The 17189-nt window shown below is 68.0% G+C and carries 15 protein-coding genes and 2 tRNA genes; 7 read left to right on the forward strand and 10 right to left on the reverse strand.

The window, feature by feature from the left end:
- Nucleotide 1: 1 nt before the first annotated feature.
- The 6 genes from ACP2AH_RS19840 to ACP2AH_RS19865 form a co-directional block, all read right to left on the reverse strand.
- Nucleotides 2–409: a hypothetical protein gene (locus ACP2AH_RS19840; protein WP_425107380.1), complete on the reverse strand. Its 408-nt coding sequence runs from the start codon at nt 407–409 to the stop codon at nt 2–4.
- Between the two features lie 223 nt (nt 410–632).
- Nucleotides 633–962: a hypothetical protein gene (locus ACP2AH_RS19845; RefSeq protein ID WP_425107381.1), complete on the reverse strand. Its 330-nt coding sequence runs from the start codon at nt 960–962 to the stop codon at nt 633–635.
- A 54-nt stretch (nt 963–1016) separates the two neighbouring features.
- Entirely contained in the window at nt 1017–1235 is a 219-nt protein-coding gene (locus ACP2AH_RS19850; RefSeq protein WP_425107382.1) for a hypothetical protein, read from the reverse strand.
- Nucleotides 1236–1500: 265 nt separating this feature from the next.
- Nucleotides 1501–1576, reverse strand: a tRNA-Asn gene (locus ACP2AH_RS19855).
- Between the two features lie 90 nt (nt 1577–1666).
- Nucleotides 1667–3466, reverse strand: a complete 1800-nt coding sequence (locus tag ACP2AH_RS19860; protein WP_425107383.1) for an ABC transporter ATP-binding protein — start codon at nt 3464–3466, stop codon at nt 1667–1669.
- 198 nt (nt 3467–3664) lie between these two features.
- Nucleotides 3665–3738 (reverse strand) — tRNA-Cys (locus ACP2AH_RS19865).
- A 402-nt stretch (nt 3739–4140) separates the two neighbouring features.
- Here ACP2AH_RS19865 and ACP2AH_RS19870 point away from each other — a divergent pair.
- From ACP2AH_RS19870 to ACP2AH_RS19890, 5 genes are all read left to right on the forward strand, one after another.
- Nucleotides 4141–4803 carry a protein-L-isoaspartate O-methyltransferase family protein gene (locus ACP2AH_RS19870; protein ID WP_425107384.1) on the forward strand — a complete coding sequence of 221 codons (663 nt, stop codon included), beginning with the start codon at nt 4141–4143 and terminating at the stop codon, nt 4801–4803.
- 180 nt (nt 4804–4983) lie between these two features.
- Nucleotides 4984–6390: a TolC family outer membrane protein gene (locus tag ACP2AH_RS19875; protein WP_425107385.1), complete on the forward strand. Its 1407-nt coding sequence runs from the start codon at nt 4984–4986 to the stop codon at nt 6388–6390.
- A gap of 259 nt (nt 6391–6649) precedes the next feature.
- Complete coding sequence (locus ACP2AH_RS19880; protein ID WP_425107386.1) at nt 6650–8377, forward strand: DUF2497 domain-containing protein; 1728 nt, start codon at nt 6650–6652, stop codon at nt 8375–8377.
- A 117-nt stretch (nt 8378–8494) separates the two neighbouring features.
- Nucleotides 8495–11326, forward strand: a complete 2832-nt coding sequence (locus ACP2AH_RS19885) for a valine--tRNA ligase (RefSeq protein WP_425107387.1) — start codon at nt 8495–8497, stop codon at nt 11324–11326.
- A 44-nt stretch (nt 11327–11370) separates the two neighbouring features.
- A complete protein-coding gene (locus ACP2AH_RS19890) occupies nt 11371–12087 on the forward strand; it encodes an MgtC/SapB family protein (protein ID WP_425107388.1) in 717 nt (238 codons plus the stop codon).
- A 19-nt stretch (nt 12088–12106) separates the two neighbouring features.
- Here ACP2AH_RS19890 and ACP2AH_RS19895 read toward each other — a convergent pair whose 3' ends face one another.
- Nucleotides 12107–12295 (reverse strand): hypothetical protein, encoded by a 189-nt coding sequence (locus ACP2AH_RS19895; protein ID WP_425107389.1) that lies wholly within the window; start codon nt 12293–12295, stop codon nt 12107–12109.
- Nucleotides 12296–12540: 245 nt separating this feature from the next.
- Between ACP2AH_RS19895 and ilvD the strand changes: the two genes are divergently transcribed.
- Together ilvD and ACP2AH_RS19905 are read left to right on the forward strand one after the other, a co-directional pair.
- Nucleotides 12541–14268 carry a dihydroxy-acid dehydratase gene (gene ilvD, locus ACP2AH_RS19900; RefSeq protein ID WP_425107390.1) on the forward strand — a complete coding sequence of 576 codons (1728 nt, stop codon included), beginning with the start codon at nt 12541–12543 and terminating at the stop codon, nt 14266–14268.
- A complete protein-coding gene (locus ACP2AH_RS19905; RefSeq protein WP_425107391.1) occupies nt 14255–15118 on the forward strand; it encodes a tetratricopeptide repeat protein in 864 nt (287 codons plus the stop codon). The genes ilvD and ACP2AH_RS19905 overlap by 14 nt, the downstream gene beginning before the upstream one ends.
- A gap of 91 nt (nt 15119–15209) precedes the next feature.
- On the opposite strand, the gene xth is transcribed toward ACP2AH_RS19905, so the two are convergent.
- Genes xth through ACP2AH_RS19920 form a run of 3 tightly spaced genes read right to left on the reverse strand, consistent with a single transcriptional unit; the run spans nt 15210 to nt 17151 of the window.
- Entirely contained in the window at nt 15210–15998 is a 789-nt protein-coding gene (gene xth / locus ACP2AH_RS19910) for an exodeoxyribonuclease III (RefSeq protein ID WP_425107392.1), read from the reverse strand.
- A 44-nt stretch (nt 15999–16042) separates the two neighbouring features.
- Nucleotides 16043–16795 carry a 5'-methylthioadenosine/adenosylhomocysteine nucleosidase gene (locus ACP2AH_RS19915; RefSeq protein ID WP_425107393.1) on the reverse strand — a complete coding sequence of 251 codons (753 nt, stop codon included), beginning with the start codon at nt 16793–16795 and terminating at the stop codon, nt 16043–16045.
- The gene (locus ACP2AH_RS19920; protein ID WP_307018147.1) at nt 16795–17151 is read right to left on the reverse strand and encodes a HesB/IscA family protein; all 357 of its coding nucleotides are present in this window, start codon (nt 17149–17151) and stop codon (nt 16795–16797) included. The genes ACP2AH_RS19915 and ACP2AH_RS19920 overlap by 1 nt, the downstream gene beginning before the upstream one ends.
- Nucleotides 17152–17189: the final 38 nt, after the last annotated feature.

The raw sequence follows: 17189 nt of genomic DNA on the forward strand, positions 1-17189 counted from the left end.
CTTAGCCGTGCGGCGCCGGCGCGGGGCTCGGCGAGGCGGTGGAATCATCTGTGGCGCCATGCGGGGCATGGGAGACGTTCAGCCGGCGGATGGACGATTGATCGACGTCGGGCCATGCACTGCCATCGACGCTGACGCGCTTGGGCTGACCATTCTCGAATTCGCAGACGGCATAGCGCAGGACACCCGCACGGAAAAAGGCGCCCTGGACCTTGCCATTCGTGGCGTCGCCATGGACCCGCATCGAGGCGACCTCGTCGTCGCTCAAATCGTGGGTCGTCGTCGCTTCGATATGGCGCTCGCAGGTCAATTGCGCTTTCATCGCCGTATCCTCGCCGCGCAAAAGCAGCCCGCCGCCGATGAGGATTGCGGCGGCGGTCGCTGCCTTGAGTTTCCAGTTAAGCGTCATGCGGCACCCCGGCGTCTGTGAGGCCCAGGGCGGAGCCTGAGGCCTGCGGCGCTCCTCTATTGGAAGCGTGCGAACATGTGCCGGGGGAGGCTTGTGGCAGGCTTGCGCGCTGCGGTGGGTCAGGCGACGGACCCTGCGGGAGGTTCAGCGCGGGACGCTTGGCCGGCGCCGGTAGGGGCCGCCCGTGTGGCTGCCGAGGCCGCCACACGGATATCCCAGCGCCTCAGCGGCGGCCGGAGATCAGATAGGCGACAAAGCCGATGGTGAGCAGACCGGCAAAGGCGATGGCGGGATGACGGCGCACCTGCGCGGCGACCTCGTCAGCGGCGTGGCGCGCCCGCTCGCTGGCCTCTTCAAGCAAATCCGCGCTGCCATCGGCGGCATAGTCGAGCGCGGCTCCCGCCCGCGAGGCACCCCGGCGGGCATATTCGCGGGCATAGCGGCTCACGCTGGCGCCACCCTGGCTGGCCAGCGAGCCGGCGAGTTTCGCGACATCGCGGCGCAGCGTTTCAAGGTCCTTGGAGAGGGCGGCAAGTTCGGTGGACGTGGCCATGATTCACTCCTGATGGGAGATGGATAAACGCGCGGCGGCGGAGCGGGTTCCGCTTCAGGCCATGTGCCGCAGCGGAGCGGGCCGTGCATCGAGCTCAAGGTTGACCACAAGCCGGCGGACATCGGGGCACCCGGCCATCACGCCCCAGCCATGGGCGAGGGCGGCGGCTTCGTCATAGGCGGGAATCAGCGGGCGCAGGGTCATCGCGAGATGACCGCGCTGCCGGTCGAAGGCGATGCTGGACGAATCCACGTCGAATTTGCGCGCGAGCATGGGGCAGTCTCCCGTTGCAACATTCGTTAACAATTGGTGAACGGGAAAGTTCCGCAGGCCCGGGAAATACAGGCCACCCGTCGGCAGGCAAGCACCGGCGTCGCGTCGTCGGCGTCGTGCCATTCCAAGGAGCGGTACGTGGCCGGGGGCGGGGCTGACCGGCGCACGAGCCCTGGTGGTCACGCTCGCATTGGAAGCCGAGTTCGGGAAGAACACCAAGCTGCAAGAGCGCAACGGCTTCGGGCAGAGGCTTGGAGAAAAGAGATGGCTCCCTGAGCAGGACTCGAACCTGCGACCATTCGATTAACAGTCGAACGCTCTACCAACTGAGCTATCAGGGACCGGGGACGCCGTGGCGTCTCGGAGGCCGGCGATATAGCAATGCGGGATGGGTTTGTGAACCCCTCCCATCCCGCAGCATGTGGATATCCTCAGGCGCTGAGGCGTTCCTGCTGCCCGGCGAACTGCAGCTGATGGAAGGTGAAGTAGCGTCCACGCTTGGTCACGAGCTCGTCATGGCGCCCGCTTTCGACCACGCGGCCCTTCTCGATCACGCAAATCTTGTCGGCGTTGATCACCGTCTGCAGGCGGTGGGCGATGACCAGAGTGGTGCGGTTGCGCTGCAATTCGTTGAGCGCCTTCTGCACTTCGGCCTCGGATTCGCTGTCGAGCGCGGCGGTGGCCTCGTCGAGCAGCAGAATTGGCGCGTCCTTGAGGAAGGCGCGGGCGATGGCGATGCGCTGGCGCTGGCCACCCGAGAGCTGCGTGCCGCGCTCGCCGACGCGGCTGTCATAGCCGCCCTCGAATCCCATGATGAAGTCATGCGCGTGCGCCGAGCGGGCGGCGGCGATGATCTCTTCGTCGGTGGCGCCAGGGCGGCCAGCCGCGATGTTCTCGCGCACCGTGCCCGTGAACAGGAACACGTCCTGGCTTACGAAGCCGATGGATTTGCGCAACGAGTGGCGCGTCACGCTGTCGATGTTCTGGCCGTCAATGGTGATGACGCCGGATTCGACCTCGTAAAAGCGCTCTATGAGGTTCATCACCGTGCTCTTGCCGCCACCCGAGGGGCCGACCAGCGCGGTGGTCTGGCCGGGTTCGGCAACGAAGCTGAGCCCGCGCAGCACCGGCTCGCCCTCGCGATAGCTGAACACCACCTCGTCGAACACGACGCCGCCGCCCTTGATCGCGAGCTCCGGCGTGCCCGGCGCGTCGGCTTCCGTCGCCGGCCGGTCGAGGATGGCGAACAGCATCCGCGCGCCCATGAGATGGGTGGTGAGATCGATGTTGAGGCGGGCAAGACGCTTGGCCGGCTCGTAGCAAAGCAGCAGCGCGGTGATGACGGAGAAGAACTCGCCCGGCGTGCGCCCGCCATGCAGAACGCCCCAGCCGGCATACATGACGACGAGGCCAATGGCGACGCCGCCGAGCGCTTCCATCAGCGGGCCGGACTGCGACTGCGCCCGCATCATGCGGTTCGAGGCCTTCTCCATCTTGTCGATGCGCTCGAAGATCCGCTCGCGCTGCACGCCCTCAAGCGTGAAGGACTTGATGGTGCGGATGCCCTGGAAGGCGTCGATCGACTCCGTCATGATCTGGATCGCGCTGTGGAATTCGCGACTGAAGATCTTCTGCACCTTGCGGATCAGCGACCGCACGCCACCGATCGCGATCGGCATCACCACGAAGCCGATCATCGCCATGAACGGATCCTGGAGGATCATCACCAATGTGAGGCCGATGACCGAGAGCAGGTCGCGCCCGAGGCTGGTGATGATGAGGTTCAGCACGTTGCGCGCGGCCTGCGCGCCGGTGTTGAACCGCATCATGATTTCGGCGGTGTGGCTGCCCGAGAAATAGGTCACGTCCTGCATCAGCAGGCGGTCGAGCACGCGCTTCTGGTTGTCGGCGACGATGCGATTGCCGACCTTGGCCAGCGCCACCGCCTGCCCATAGGCGGAAAATCCCTTGATGACCGACAGCGCGACGACGGCTCCGGAGAGAATCCAAATCGCGTTGGAATTCTGCTCGACGAAGATGCGGTTGATCACGTCGCCCATGAGATAGGCGAGGCCGGAGGTCGTGCCGGCCATGATGCCCATGAAGAGGAAGGAGATGGCGTACCCCTTCCAGTGGCGCCGCCCGTCCTGAAGGAACAGCCGGCTGACCGTGTCACGCGTCTCCGCGCTGATAATGTTGCGGAACGCATTTGCCATCTTCGGAGGCAGCATCGTCGAGAATCCTCTGCACGGGCCCGGCCGGATCGGGCGTCGCCCTTCGCTCCGCCTCTCCTGCGACGGAGCGCGGATCATCAACGACGATCATGGCTTGTTGTCAAACCCATGACGGCGGCTGGGCCGGCGGCCGATAAGGCGGTGACGACACCCGCCGCCGGCGCTTTTTTCAACGCCGGCGGCGGGTGCGTGAACTGGAGGCCACGCCCGGAATCGAACCGGGGTGCACGGATTTGCAGTCCGCTGCGTAACCACTCCGCCACGTGGCCCGACCCAGGCTACCCATAAGGCGCCTGACAGGGCCGGCGCGGCTCATAACAGAGCTCGGGCCGATGAGCAACGCGCGAGGCAGCGGAAGATGGGGATGATCGATGCGGGCAAGTGCCGGGAGGAAGGGCCGTCCAGCCCCCTGAAGCGGCATTCCGCCGCGCCATCACGCGCGTCCCCGGCGCCCGCAGGGGTGATGCGGGCCTCTAAGTGCGGGCCGTGAGTGCGACGTGGCTGCGCGCTGGCATGCCAGGCTGGAAATCTTCGAGGCTGCGCGCCGAGAAGGCTTGCAATGAGGGCGCCGCTGCCGCAATTCTGACGCCGTTCGCTCGCGCCTCCTGGGTGCGCGCCCGTCGCGCGATCCGCGCGCGGCCTTGCCTGTCTGCTTTCGAGGTTGTCGCCGAATGATCGATTTCGCCGAACTGCGCCGCGCCATGGTGGACGCCCAGGTGCGTGCCAACGACGTCACCGACCTGCGCATCGTCGCCGCCATGCTGGAGACGCCGCGCGAGCGCTTTGTTCCGGCCAGCCTGCGCAACTTCGCCTATATCGATGACGACGTGCTGGTGAAGGAAGGCGCGCCGGCGCGCTACCTGATGGAGCCGATGGTGCTGGCCAAGCTGCTGCAGGCGGCTGAGATCGGCCCGGACGCGCTGGTGCTCGATGTCGGTGCGGCGAGCGGCTATTCCACCGCGGTGCTGGCCAAGCTCGCGGGTCAGGTGGTGGCGCTGGAGGAGGATGCCGAACTCGCCGCGCGGGGCTCGTCGCTGCTCGTCGAACTCGGCCTGCTCAATGCCGCCTATGTGCAGGGGCCGATGGCCGCTGGCTGGCCCGGCGAGGCGCCCTATGACGTGATCCTGGTCAATGGCGGCGTCGATGCGGCGCCCGAATCGCTGCTCGCTCAGCTGAAGCCCGGTGGACGTCTCGTCGCCGTCGTCGGGCGCGGGCGCGCCGGGCGGGCAACGGTCTACACCCATACCTCTGGCGGCATCGGCTCGCGCGTGGTGTTCGACGCCGCCGTGCCGACCCTGCCGGGCTTCGAGGCGCGCCCAGGCTTTGTGTTCTAACGGTTTTTAGTACCCCTGTGGCTCATCTGCCGCGTGTGCGACGAAATCGTTCGCCGCACCAAACCGAGCGGTTCACAGTCCATCTTCGAGCACCTATCCTGCGTTCACGTCAGTAACAGAGTGAGAGAGTCGCCCGGGGGCAGGTGATTCCCATCAGATTAGCGTTCGCAGAGGTTGGACATGTGGCTGTCGGCTACCGGGGGTAAGGTCGTCGCGTGGGCGGCGGTCGCGTTTGTCGTTGGCATTTCGGTGCCGGCAACGGCTCAGACCCTCGATCAGGCGCTTGTGGCGGCCTATCGCAACAATCCCACATTGAACTCGCAGCGCGCCGCCACCCGCGCGACCGACGAGTATGTGCCGATCGCCCTGTCCGGCTATCGCCCCCAGATCTTCGGCACTGCCTATGCCGGAGCGCAATGGGCCGAGACCCGGGTCGATCCCGGCAGCGTGACGACGGGGACGGGTTCGCTCTCCGTCGCCAAGACCTATCCCACCGGCGTCGGCATCACCATCAGCCAGACCATCTATAATGGCCTGAAGACCGCCAATTCGGTGCGCAGCGCCGAATCGCAGGTGCGCGGTCAGCGTGAATTGCTGCGCAACACCGAGCAACTCGTGCTGCTCGATGCCGCCACCGCTTATATGAATGTGCTGCAGAACGCGGCGCTGGTGGAACTGCAGAAGCAGAATCTCGAAGCGCTGAAGGAAGAGCTTCGCGCCGCGCGCGACCGCTTCTCGGTCGGCGAGATCACCCGCACCGACGTCGCCCAGGCGGAAGCCAGCGTCGCCAATGCGCAGAGTGAACTCGCGCTCGCCGAATCGAACCTCAACACGGCCAATGCCGTGTTCTACCAGGTGATTGGCCTGCGCCCGACCAAGCTGAGCCCCGGCCGGCCGATCGATCGCCTGCTGCCCAAGAGCGAGAAAGCCGCCGTCGAATCCGGGATCACCAGCCACCCGGCGGTGAAGTCGGCCGAGTTCGCCGTCGATGCCGGCGTGTCGAATGTGAAGGTGGCCGAGGCGGCCCTGTCGCCGACGCTCACCCTCAATGGCGCGGCCTCGTCCGACTATAACAGCACGCTGAATATCGAGCGCCAGACCTCGGCCTCGGCGACGCTGAACCTCACCGTGCCGATCTACCAAGGTGGTGGCGAGTACGCGACGATCCGGCAGGCCAAGGAAACGCTCGGCCAGCTGCGGATCGAAGTGGACGTGAACCGCGAGCAGGTGCGCGCCAATGCGGTGCAGTACTGGGGCTCGCTGGAAGCGGCGAAGGCGGCCATCGAATCGGCGCAGGCTTCGGTTGCGGCCAACGAGATCGCGCTGCGCGGCGTGCGTGAGGAATGGCGTGTCGGTCAGCGCACCACGCTCGACGTGCTGAACGCGCAGACGGCGCTGTTCAACGCCCGCGCCAGCCTCGTCATCGCCCAGCGTGACCGCGTGGTCGCCTCCTACGCCGTGCTCTCGGCGTCGGGCCGTCTCAGCGCCACCACGCTCGGCCTCAAGGTTCCGGTCTACAACCCGCAGATCCACTACGATCAGGTCCGCGACGCCTGGATCGGCGTGCGCACTCCCGGCGGGCAGTAATGGCCTAAGCCGCCGCCGAGGGCCTTCACCGGCCGCCTCGGCGGTGATCAAGGCGAGAGGCGGCTTGCAGTGGCCGCGAACGCCGTTAACCTTAGATTGCGAACCTTGTTCATCCTCTCGGGTTGCATCTTGGCGTGCCGCCCCCGGCGGTCCAGACTTCATGAAGTGTTAACGGGTTGAAACGTGCGCTTCGGCCGAGCGCCTCAGCCCCGGGATCGGAAAACAGCGCATGCCGAATGCGAGAGGCAGTGAGCCGTCGATGGAGGAGATCCTGGCCTCCATCCGCCGCATCATTTCCGACGAGGTGGCCGGCGAGCCGGCGACCGCGCGCAATGAGGCGTCGCGTTCCGGGCGCGAGGCGCCCCCCGCCCGTGCGGCTTCGCCGACCCGTGAGGCCGCGCCGCGCCCCGCCGCTCCCGTTCCGCCGCGCCCGCAGGCGGCCCCGGCCGATGCGGAAACCCTGTCCTATGCGCCGCCCCCGTTTCGCGAGCGGGTCGAAAGCCCGGTGGATTATGCCCCGCGCGGGCGGGCGCCTGCCGCCGATCCCTTTGCGTCGCGTCCGGTGACCGTTGCTGCCGCTGCGCTGGCCGCTACACCCTTCTCGCCGCCCTCCGTTGTGAGCCGCGCGCCGGCAGGGGCGGTCTATTCCGGCGGTTCCGCTGCCCGGGCGCTGGACGTGCCGGCCCCCGCGCCGGTGGCGAGCGAGAACCGCCCGCCTGAGCCGCGCCGTACCGAGCCACGGCTGTTTCCCGATTCGCGGCCCATGCCCGATCTCCGGCCCTTGCCCGAGGTGCGCCCGCGTAGCGAGCCGCGTCTGGTCGAGCCGCGTGGCCCGGTGCCGGCGGCGGAATCGCGCGCGGCGGTCGCACCCGCGGCGCCCCGGCCGGCGTCGCCCCCTGCCGTGGCGGCGTCCGCCGCCGCCAGCATGGGCGCGCTGCCGCCCCTGCGTCCTTCCTATTCCCGCCCCTCAATGGTCAAGCCGCCGGCGCCGCTGGACAGCGATCTCGACAAGCCGCTGGCGGCGGCGCTGCTCGATCTTGCGCTGGTGGAGCAGGCGGTTCAGGCCGAACTGGCGAATGTGGCGCTCGCCGAGCCGGTGGCCCCGCCGGAGCGAGCGGCTCCGCCGGCCGCGCGCGCCCCCGAAGTGAAGCCCGTCTTTTCCACGCCCGCCAGGGTGGAGCCGGTGCGGGCCTCTTATGTGCCGGCACCCTCCGTCGCCGCTGAGGCGCCGGCGCCGGTGACCGTGGCGCCGACTGCGGTGGGGCCGTCTTCGGCTGCTCCGTCGAGCCCGGTGGCCTTCACCGCCGAGCCTGAAGCGAAGACAGCGGCGCCCGCCACCCCGGCGGCTGAGCCTGCGGCGACGGTCGTCGCGTCGCAGCCGGTGGCCGAGCCGAGCGAATTGCCGATGCCGGCGCCTGCCACACCTGCCGAGCCGGCCTCCGTGGAGCCGGCCCGTGACGCGCGGCCCCGCAACGCTGCGCCAGTGAACGAGCCACCCGCACCGCGCGCCGCCGAGCCTCGCCCGCTGGAGACCCGTCTCCCAGAAGTCCGTGCCCAGGAGCCCCGCTCCTACGAGCCGCGTGCTTATGAGGGGCGCGCCTTCGAGGGCCGGTCTTATGAGCCTCGCCCTTCCGAGCCGCGCGTTGTCGAAAGCAGCGGGGCCGAGGCCCGGCGCAGCGAGGCTTCGCCGGCGGAAAGCCGGCCGGCGGAAGCCCGCCCGGTCACCGGTAGCCGGCCGGCGCCTTCGACGGAAACCGCGGAGGCCGTGCGCGAGCGTCTGGTATCGGGGCCGGCGAGCAGCGCGGTGTCCGCCGCCTTCAGCTCCCTGCAGCGCACCATGAGCAGCCTGCCGCCGCGTTCGATCGACGACCTCGTCACCGACGCGCTGCGGCCGATGCTCAAGGAATGGCTGGACGAGAACCTGCCGGCGCTGGTCGAGCGGCTGGTGCGGGCGGAGATCGAGCGCGTCGCCCGTCACGGGCAATAGGCCGGGCACAATCGGCCCGATTCCGGGCTTTGCATCGCGCATTGCCTCTCGCGAGTTGACTTGAGGCATCCGCTCCGCTTTCTCTCGCGCCTGTTCAATTGAGGTGCCGGAGCCAACATGCTCGACAACAGGTTCGATCCCGCCGCCGTCGAAGACCGCATCTACCAGGGCTGGGTGGAGGCGGGCGCCTTCAAGGCCGGGCGTCCGGAGCGGGCAGGGGCCGAGCCCTGTTGCATCGTCATCCCCCCGCCCAACGTCACCGGCTCGCTCCATATGGGGCACGCGCTCAATAACACGCTGCAGGACATTCTCTGCCGCTTCGAGCGCATGCGCGGCAAGGACGTGCTCTGGCAGGTCGGCACCGACCACGCCGGCATCGCCACCCAGATGGTGGTGGAACGCCAGCTCGCCGAGCGCCAGCTGCCCGGCCGCCGCGACATGGGCCGCGCCGCCTTCGTCGAACGCATCTGGGCGTGGAAGGAAGAATCTGGCGGCACCATCATCAACCAACTGAAGAAGCTGGGCGCCTCCTGCGATTGGTCGCGCGAACGCTTCACCATGGATGAGGGCCTCTCGCGCGCCGTCCTCAAGGTGTTCGTGCGGCTCTACAAGGATGGGCTGATCTACAAGGACAAGCGGCTGGTGAACTGGGACCCGAAGTTCCAGTCCGCCATTTCAGATCTCGAAGTGCTGCAGGTGGAGGTGAAGGGCCATCTCTGGCACCTGCGCTACCCCTTGGCCGATGGCGTGACCTATCAGCACCCCATCGCTTTTGACGAGAACAACCAGCCCTACGAGTTCGAGACGCGCGACTATATCGTCGTCGCGACCACCCGCCCCGAGACCATGCTGGGCGACACGGCGGTCGCGGTGCATCCGGAAGACCCGCGCTATCAGGGCCTCGTCGCCGCGGGGGCCAAGGTGCGCCTGCCGCTGGTCGGCCGCCTGATCCCCATCGTGGCGGACGAGTATTCCGACCCGACCAAGGGCACCGGCGCGGTGAAGATCACCCCGGCGCACGACTTCAACGATTTCGAGGTCGGCCGCCGGCACAGCCTGCCGATGATCAACGTGCTCGACGCCGAGGCGCGCATCACGCTGGCCGGAAATGAGGATTTCCTCGCCGGGACCGCGCCGGGCGCCGAGCTTGACGCCGCGCTGGCGCTCGACGGGCTGTCGCGCGAGGCCGCGCGCAAGGCGATCGTCGCGCTGCTGGAAGAGCGCGGCGTGCTCGACCGCATCGAGCCGCACACGCACATGGTGCCGCATGGCGACCGTTCCAATGTCGTCATCGAGCCGTGGCTGACCGACCAGTGGTATGTCGACGCCCACACCCTCGCCCAGCCGGCGCTGGCCGCCGTGCGCGAGGGGCGGACGAACTTCGTGCCGAAGAACTGGGAGAAGACCTATTTCGAGTGGCTGGAGAACATCCAGCCCTGGTGCGTGTCGCGCCAGCTGTGGTGGGGCCACCAGATCCCGGCCTGGTACGGTCCGGACGGCTCGGTCTTCGTCGAGGAGACGGAAGAAGCCGCCGTCGCCGCCGCGCTCGCCCATTGCGTGCAGAACGGCATCATCACCGATGCCGAGGCGCAGGAGCTGGCCGCCGATCCGGAAAAGCGCGCGGCGCTGATCACCCGCGACGAGGACGTGCTCGACACCTGGTTCTCCTCCGCCCTATGGCCGTTCTCCACGCTCGGCTGGCCGGACGAGACGGCGGAGGTCGCGCGCTTCTACCCGACCACGGTGCTCATCACCGGCTTCGACATCATCTTCTTCTGGGTCGCCCGGATGATTATGATGGGCCTGCACTTCATGCCCGACGTGCCGTTCCGGGATGTGTACATCCATGCCCTCGTCCGTGACGAGAAGGGCGCCAAGATGTCGAAGTCCAAGGGCAACGTCATCGACCCGCTCGATCTCGTGGGCAAGTACGGTGCGGACGCGCTGCGCTTCACGCTCGCGGCGATGGCGGCGCAGGGGCGCGACATCAAGCTCGCCACCTCGCGCGTCGAGGGCTACCGCAATTTCGCGACCAAGCTGTGGAACGCCGCCCGCTTCGCCGAGATGAATGGCTGTGGGCGCGATCCCGCCTTCGTGCCGCGCAACGCCGAATCCCGGCTGAACCGCTGGATTCTCTCCGAGCTGCAGAAGGCCGGAACCGAGATCACCCAGGCGCTGGAAGCCTACAAGTTCAACGAAGCGGCCGGCGCGGCCTATCGCTTCGTCTGGAACATCTTCTGCGACTGGTATCTCGAACTCGCCAAGCCCGTGTTCAACGGCAATGGCGGCTGGAAGGAGGAGACGCGGGCCACCACTGCCTTCGTGCTCGACGAAATCCTCAAGCTGCTGCACCCGTTCATGCCCTTCCTCACCGAGGAACTGTGGGCGCGCACGGCCGAGACCGGCGCCCCGCGCGCCAGCCTGCTCACGCTGGCCGATTGGCCGGCGTTGCAGGGGCTGGAGGCCCCGGAGGCCGAGGCCGAAATCGGCTGGCTGGTCGACCTCATCACCGAAATCCGCTCCGTCCGCGCCGAGATGAACGTGCCGGCAGGGGCGCAGATTCCGCTGGTGCTGGTCGGCGTGCCGGAAGAGGTGCGGGCGCAGGTGGTGGTGTGGCTCGACACGCTGACGCGCCTTGCCCGCCTGTCTGGCATCACCTTCGAGGCAGAAGCCCCGGCGGGCTCGGTGCAGATCGTGGTGCGCGGCGAGACGGCGGCGCTGCCGCTTGTCGGCATCATCGACATGGACGCGGAAGCCGCGCGCCTCGCCAAGGAACTGGCCAAGGCGCGGGACGACATTGCCAAGGTCGATGCCAAGCTCGGCAATGCCGATTTCATCAAACGTGCACCCGAGGAAGTTATCGAGGAGCAGCGCGAGCGCCGCGAGGCGGCGTCGGAGCGCGCCGCCAAGATCGGTGAGGCTTTGACCCGGCTCGGCCGCGCCGGCTGAGGCCGGACGACCGGGCCGCAGCGGCGGCAGGGCAGGGGATCGGCATGCCGTTCATCGAATCGTTCCAGCCGGGCGATTTCCTCTCGACCATCATCAGCCTGGTGGTGGCCTTCGCCATGGGCACGCTGATCGGCGCCGAGCGGCAATACCGCCAGCGTACCGCCGGCCTGCGCACCAATGTGCTGGTGGCGCTCGGCGCCGCCCAGTTCGTCGACATGGCGATGCATCTCGCCGGGCCGGAAGGCGCGGTGCGGGTGGTCGCCTATGTCGTCTCCGGCATCGGCTTTCTCGGCGCCGGCGTCATCATGAAGGAAGGCACCAATATTCGCGGACTGAACACGGCGGCGACCCTGTGGTGCTCGGCGGCGGTGGGCGCCTGCGCGGGCGCCGACCTCATCGCCCAGTCGGTGCTGCTGACCGGGTTCGTGCTCGCCGGCAACACGCTGCTGCGTCCGCTGGTGGGGGCGCTGGAGCGTCTGCCGCGCAATGAGGAATCGACCGAGGCGACCTATGGGGTCAGTCTCATCGTGCCAGCGGCGCGCGCGGCCGACCTGCGCAGCAAGGTCTCGGCCGTGCTGGAGGCGGCGAAGTTTCCCGTCGAAGAGGTGGAAATGCAGGACCGCCCCGACGGCAGCAGCGAATTGCGGGCCACGCTGGTCAACACCTCGGTGCGGGTGGCGGAACTCGACGCCGCCGTCGCCCGCCTGCGCCACCTGCCGGGGGTGACATCCGCCGATTGGACGCGCTCCGCCGCCGACTGAGCCGGACGCGGACGGCGCGTCAGCCCTGCGGCGGTGCGGCGGCAGCCCGTGCCGATTCCAGCAGATTGTCCATGCGGTCGAGTTCCGCCCGCAGCCGCTCGATCACGTCGGCGGCTTCCGAGAGTTCGTCCTCGACCTTGTCGCGGCGGAACTGGTCGAGATTGGCCGCCATCGCCCGCAGGCGCTCCACGATATTGCCGCTCGACACGCTGCTCTCCCTTGTGTTGTCAAATACTTAAGGCGCGCCGCCGACGCCTTGGGCCGGCGGTTGGCCGCCACGTTTTTGTGACTGACCGGCAACAGTGTCACGCATTCGCAACCATAACGGAAGGCCACGGCGCCGACGCCGCGAAGCCGCCACAAACCGGCACGAAATCCGACGGATAGACGGGGGATAAAGGCGCCGGATGCGGTGCCGAGATAAGAGCCCCCGCGCCGGGATGCGTGAAGAAAATGGACGTCAGGACGATCATCGACAAGCGGAACCTGCCGAGCCGCCATGTGACGGAAGGCCCGGCGCGTGCGCCGCATCGGTCCTATCTCTACGCCATGGGCCTGACCCGCGAGCAGATTCACCAGCCGCTGGTCGGCGTCGCCTCTTGCTGGAATGAGGCCGCGCCCTGCAACATCTCGCTGATGCGTCAGGCGCAGGCGGTGAAGAAGGGCGTGGCCAGTGCCAATGGCACGCCGCGCGAATTCTGCACCATCACCGTCACCGATGGCATCGCCATGGGCCATGACGGCATGAAGGCCTCGCTCGCCTCGCGCGAGGTCATCGCCGACTCGGTCGAACTGACCATTCGCGGCCATTCCTATGACGCGCTGGTCGGCTTGGCGGGTTGCGACAAGTCGCTGCCGGGCATGATGATGGCGATGCTGCGGCTCAACGTGCCGTCGATCTTCATCTATGGCGGCTCGATCCTGCCGGGCTCCTTCCGGGGCCAGCCGGTGACGGTGCAGGACATGTTCGAGGCGGTCGGCAAGCACTCGGTCGGGCTGATGTCCGACGATGACCTCGACGAGCTCGAACAGGTCGCGTGCCCCTCGGCCGGCGCCTGCGGCGCGCAGTTCACCGCCAACACCATGGCGACCGTCTCGGAGGCGATCGGCCTCGCGCTACCCTATTCGGCCGGCGCGCCGGCGCCTTACGAGATCCGCGACCGGTTCTGCATGGCGGCCGGCGAGCAGATCATGGATCTCGTCGCCCGCAACATCCGCCCGCGCGACATCGTCACGTTGAAGGCGCTGGAGAACGCCGCCACCGTGGTCGCCGCCTCGGGCGGGTCGACCAATGCCGCGCTGCACCTGCCGGCCATGGCGCATGAAGCCGGCATCAAGTTCGACCTGTTCGACGTGGCCGAGATCTTCAAGCGCACGCCCTATATCGCCGATCTCAAGCCCGGCGGACGCTATGTCGCCAAGGACATGTTCGAGGCCGGCGGCATTCCGCTGCTGATGAAGACGCTGCTCGAGCACGGCTTCCTGCATGGCGACTGCCTTACCGTGACCGGCCGCACCATCGCGGAGAACCTCGCCTCGGTGAAGTGGAACCCGCATCAGGACGTGGTGCGCCCGGCCAATGACCCGATCACCGCCACTGGCGGCGTGGTCGGCCTGCAGGGCAATCTCGCCCCCGAAGGCGCCATCGTGAAGGTGGCGGGCCTCAAGAACCAGAAATTCACCGGCCCGGCCCGCTGCTTCGACGGCGAGGAAGCCTGCTTCGAGGCCGTGACCCACCGCGCCTATAATGAAGGCGACGTGCTGGTCATCCGCTATGAGGGGCCGAAGGGCGGCCCGGGCATGCGGGAAATGCTGTCGACCACCGCCGCCCTTTACGGGCAGGGGGCGGGCGACAAGGTGGCGCTGATCACCGACGGACGTTTTTCCGGCGCGACGCGCGGCTTCTGCATTGGCCATGTCGGGCCGGAAGCGGCGGTTGGCGGCCCGATCGGGCTGATCCGCGACGGCGACATCATCACTATCGACGCGATCGAGGGCACGCTTGACGTGGCGCTTTCGGACGAGGAACTCGCCGCCCGCCGGGCGGAGTGGAAGCCGCGTCCGTCGCCCGTCGGCTCGGGGGCCATCTGGAAGTTCGCGCAGGCCGTGGGACCCGCCCGTGATGGCGCGGTCACTCACCCCGGCGGCGCGGCCGAGACGGCGTGCTATGCGGATATCTGATCTCACGGGCGCTCGCCCGCTCCCCCTCCCGCGCACCGCGCTTGTCTGCGCGGCGCTGCTGGCCGCGCTGCTGGCCGCACCGACCTCGCATGCCTTCGATGGTACGCCCGGTGCGGACGCGCCTGCCGTGGCGACGCCCGGCAAGCCCCGCACCATTGAAGAATCCGTGCGCTTCGGCGCGCAGGCACTGCGCTCCGGCCAGACCGAGAAGGGTATCGATTCCCTGCGCTATGCCGCCGAGCAGGGCCATGCCGGCGCGCAGTGGAAGCTCGGCCGCATGTACGCGGAAGGCGAGGGCGTCGAGCGCAACGACATCAAGGCGTTCGAATATTTCAGCCAGATCGCCAACATGCACGCCGACGACAACCCGGCGACGCCGGAGGCGCGCTTCGTGGCGGACGCCTTCGTGGCGCTCGGGGCCTATTATCTCGTCGGCATCCCCAACACCAAGGTGCGCCGCGACGCCACGCGGGCGCGCGACATGTTCGCCTATGCCGCCTCCTATTTCGGCGATCCCGGCGCGCAGTACCATCTGGCGCGGCTCTATATCGATGGCGATGGCGTCGACCGCGACCCGCGCTTTGCCGCGCGCTGGCTCGGTCTGGCGGCGCAGAAGGGCCAGTATCAGGCGCAGGCGGCGCTGGGCGGCCTGCTGTTCAAGGGCGATGACGGCATTCCGCGCCAGGCGGCGCGCGGCCTGATGTGGCTCACCCTCGCCCGTGATGCCGCCGCCGGCCCGCAGGACAAGTGGGTGGTGGACCTCTATGAGGACGCCTTCGCCAATGCGAGTTCGGACGAGCGCGCCATGGCGCTGGTCTATCTCGAACAGTACATGAAGACGGCGCGCTGAGGCCCGGAGCGGTCTTCGGGAGCGCTCTCCCTCATATGCGATCCCGGATCGGCCTGCGCCGCCCGGGATCACCGCCCCTGGAGAGGCGCCTTTACGACTTGAAGGCCAGCTCCGCCCAGACAGGCACATGGTCGGAGGGCTTCTCCCAGCCGCGCACATGCTTGTCGATGCCCACGGCCTTCAGCCGGTCGGTGGCCTGCGGCGAGAGCAGCAGATGGTCGATGCGGATGCCGTTGTTCCGCTGCCAGGCGCCGGCCTGATAGTCCCAGAAGCTGTAGAGGCCAGCGTCCTGTGAGGTAGCGCGCAGCGCGTCGGTCATGCCGAGATTGAGGATTTCCCGGAACGCCGCCCGCGTCTGCGGCAGGAAAAGCGCATCCTCGGTCCAAGCCTCGGGATGAGCGGCGTCTTCCGGTTCGGGGATGACGTTGTAGTCACCGCATACGATCAGCGGCTCCTCGAAGGTCAGCCTTGCCGCGATATGCGCCTTCAGCCGCTGCATCCATGAGAGCTTGTAGGGATATTTCTCCGTGCCCACCGGATTGCCATTGGGCAGGTAGATGCCGCACACGCGCAGCGAGCCTTCCGGGGTCGAGACCACCACCTCGATGAAGCGCGACTGCACGTCCGCCTCATCGCCCGGCAGGCCGGATGTCACTTCATCGAAGGGCAGGCGGGAGAGCACGGCGACGCCGTTAAAGCCCTTCTGGCCATGCACGGCGACATTGTAGCCCAGCGCCTCGAACGCCTCGCGCGGGAACGCCTCGTCGGCGCATTTCAGCTCCTGCAGGCACACCACGTCCGGGCGGGTCTCGGTGAGCCACGCCACGGCGTGCTCCTGGCGTTGCCGGATCGAATTGACGTTCCAGGTGGCGATGCGCATCGGCGTCTCACGGAAGGCGAAGGGAAGGGCGAGTCGCGGCCAGTCTACAGCACCGGCAGCAGCCGGCGCACGATGAGGGCGGAGGACAGCGCCACCTCATCGACGAACTGGCGGAAATCGAAATGCGAATCGCGGCCGGCGAGGTCGGAAAGCGTGCGCACCACCAGCCAGGGCACGCCAAAGGCGGTGGCGGCCTGCGCCATCGCCGCGCCCTCCATTTCGACCGCGGCCCCGCCCAGTTCGCGGAACAGCCGCTCGCGCAGCGTCTCGGAATTGATGAACTGGTCGCCGGTCAGGATGCGGCCAAAATGCAGCCGGGGCGGGCGCTCGCCGCCGGCGGCGGAGAGCGGGGCGAGCGAGAGTTCCCGCAGCGCCGAACGCACCCGCCCGATCAGATCGCCATCGGCGCTATGGCCGAGTTCTTCCTGCGGGTTGAAAAATGGCAGATGGCCGGCCTGATAGACGACGAAGCCCTCATCCGCGCCGTAATAGCCGGCATCGTGCTGCACCACATGGTCGGCGATCACCACATCGCCGATGGAAAGCGCCGGATCGAGCCCGCCGGCGATGCCGGAGAACAGCAGCAGCCGGCAGCCGAACCGTTCCAGCAGCAGGGTGGCGGCGATGGCGGCGTTGACCTTGCCCATTCCGGCGCGCGCCAGCACCACCTGATGCCCGTCGAGCCGGCCGGCGTGAAACACCATGCCGGCGCGCTCGGTGATCTCCGTCGCCGTCAGATTGTCGGCGAGAAAGGCGAATTCCTGCGGAATGGCGCAGAGAACGCCAATCGGGCGCATCAGAGGGCGAAGCTGGTGCCGCAGCCGCAGGAAGCGGTGGCGTGCGGATTGGCGATGCGGAACGAGGCGCCGATCAGGTCGTCGACGAAGTCGATATGCGAGCCCGACATATATTCCAGCGACACGGGGTCGATGACCACGCTCGCCCCGCCCTCGGCGATAACGATGTCGTCCGCCTCGCGCTCGCGGGTGATGTCGAACTTGTACTGGAAGCCCGAGCAGCCGCCGCCCTCCACGCTGACGCGCAGCATGGTCTCCGGCGGTTCGCCCTTGAGGATTTCCGCGATGCGCCGCGCCGCGCTGGCGGTGACGCCGACGGATGGGGCTGCGATGTCGGGCGATGGACCTGCGCTCATGTCGCACACTTCCCGTTGAATATGACCTGCCCGGATAG

It is taken from the genome of Ancylobacter sp., from assembly GCF_965249975.1.
Taxonomy (GTDB): domain Bacteria; phylum Pseudomonadota; class Alphaproteobacteria; order Rhizobiales; family Xanthobacteraceae; genus Ancylobacter.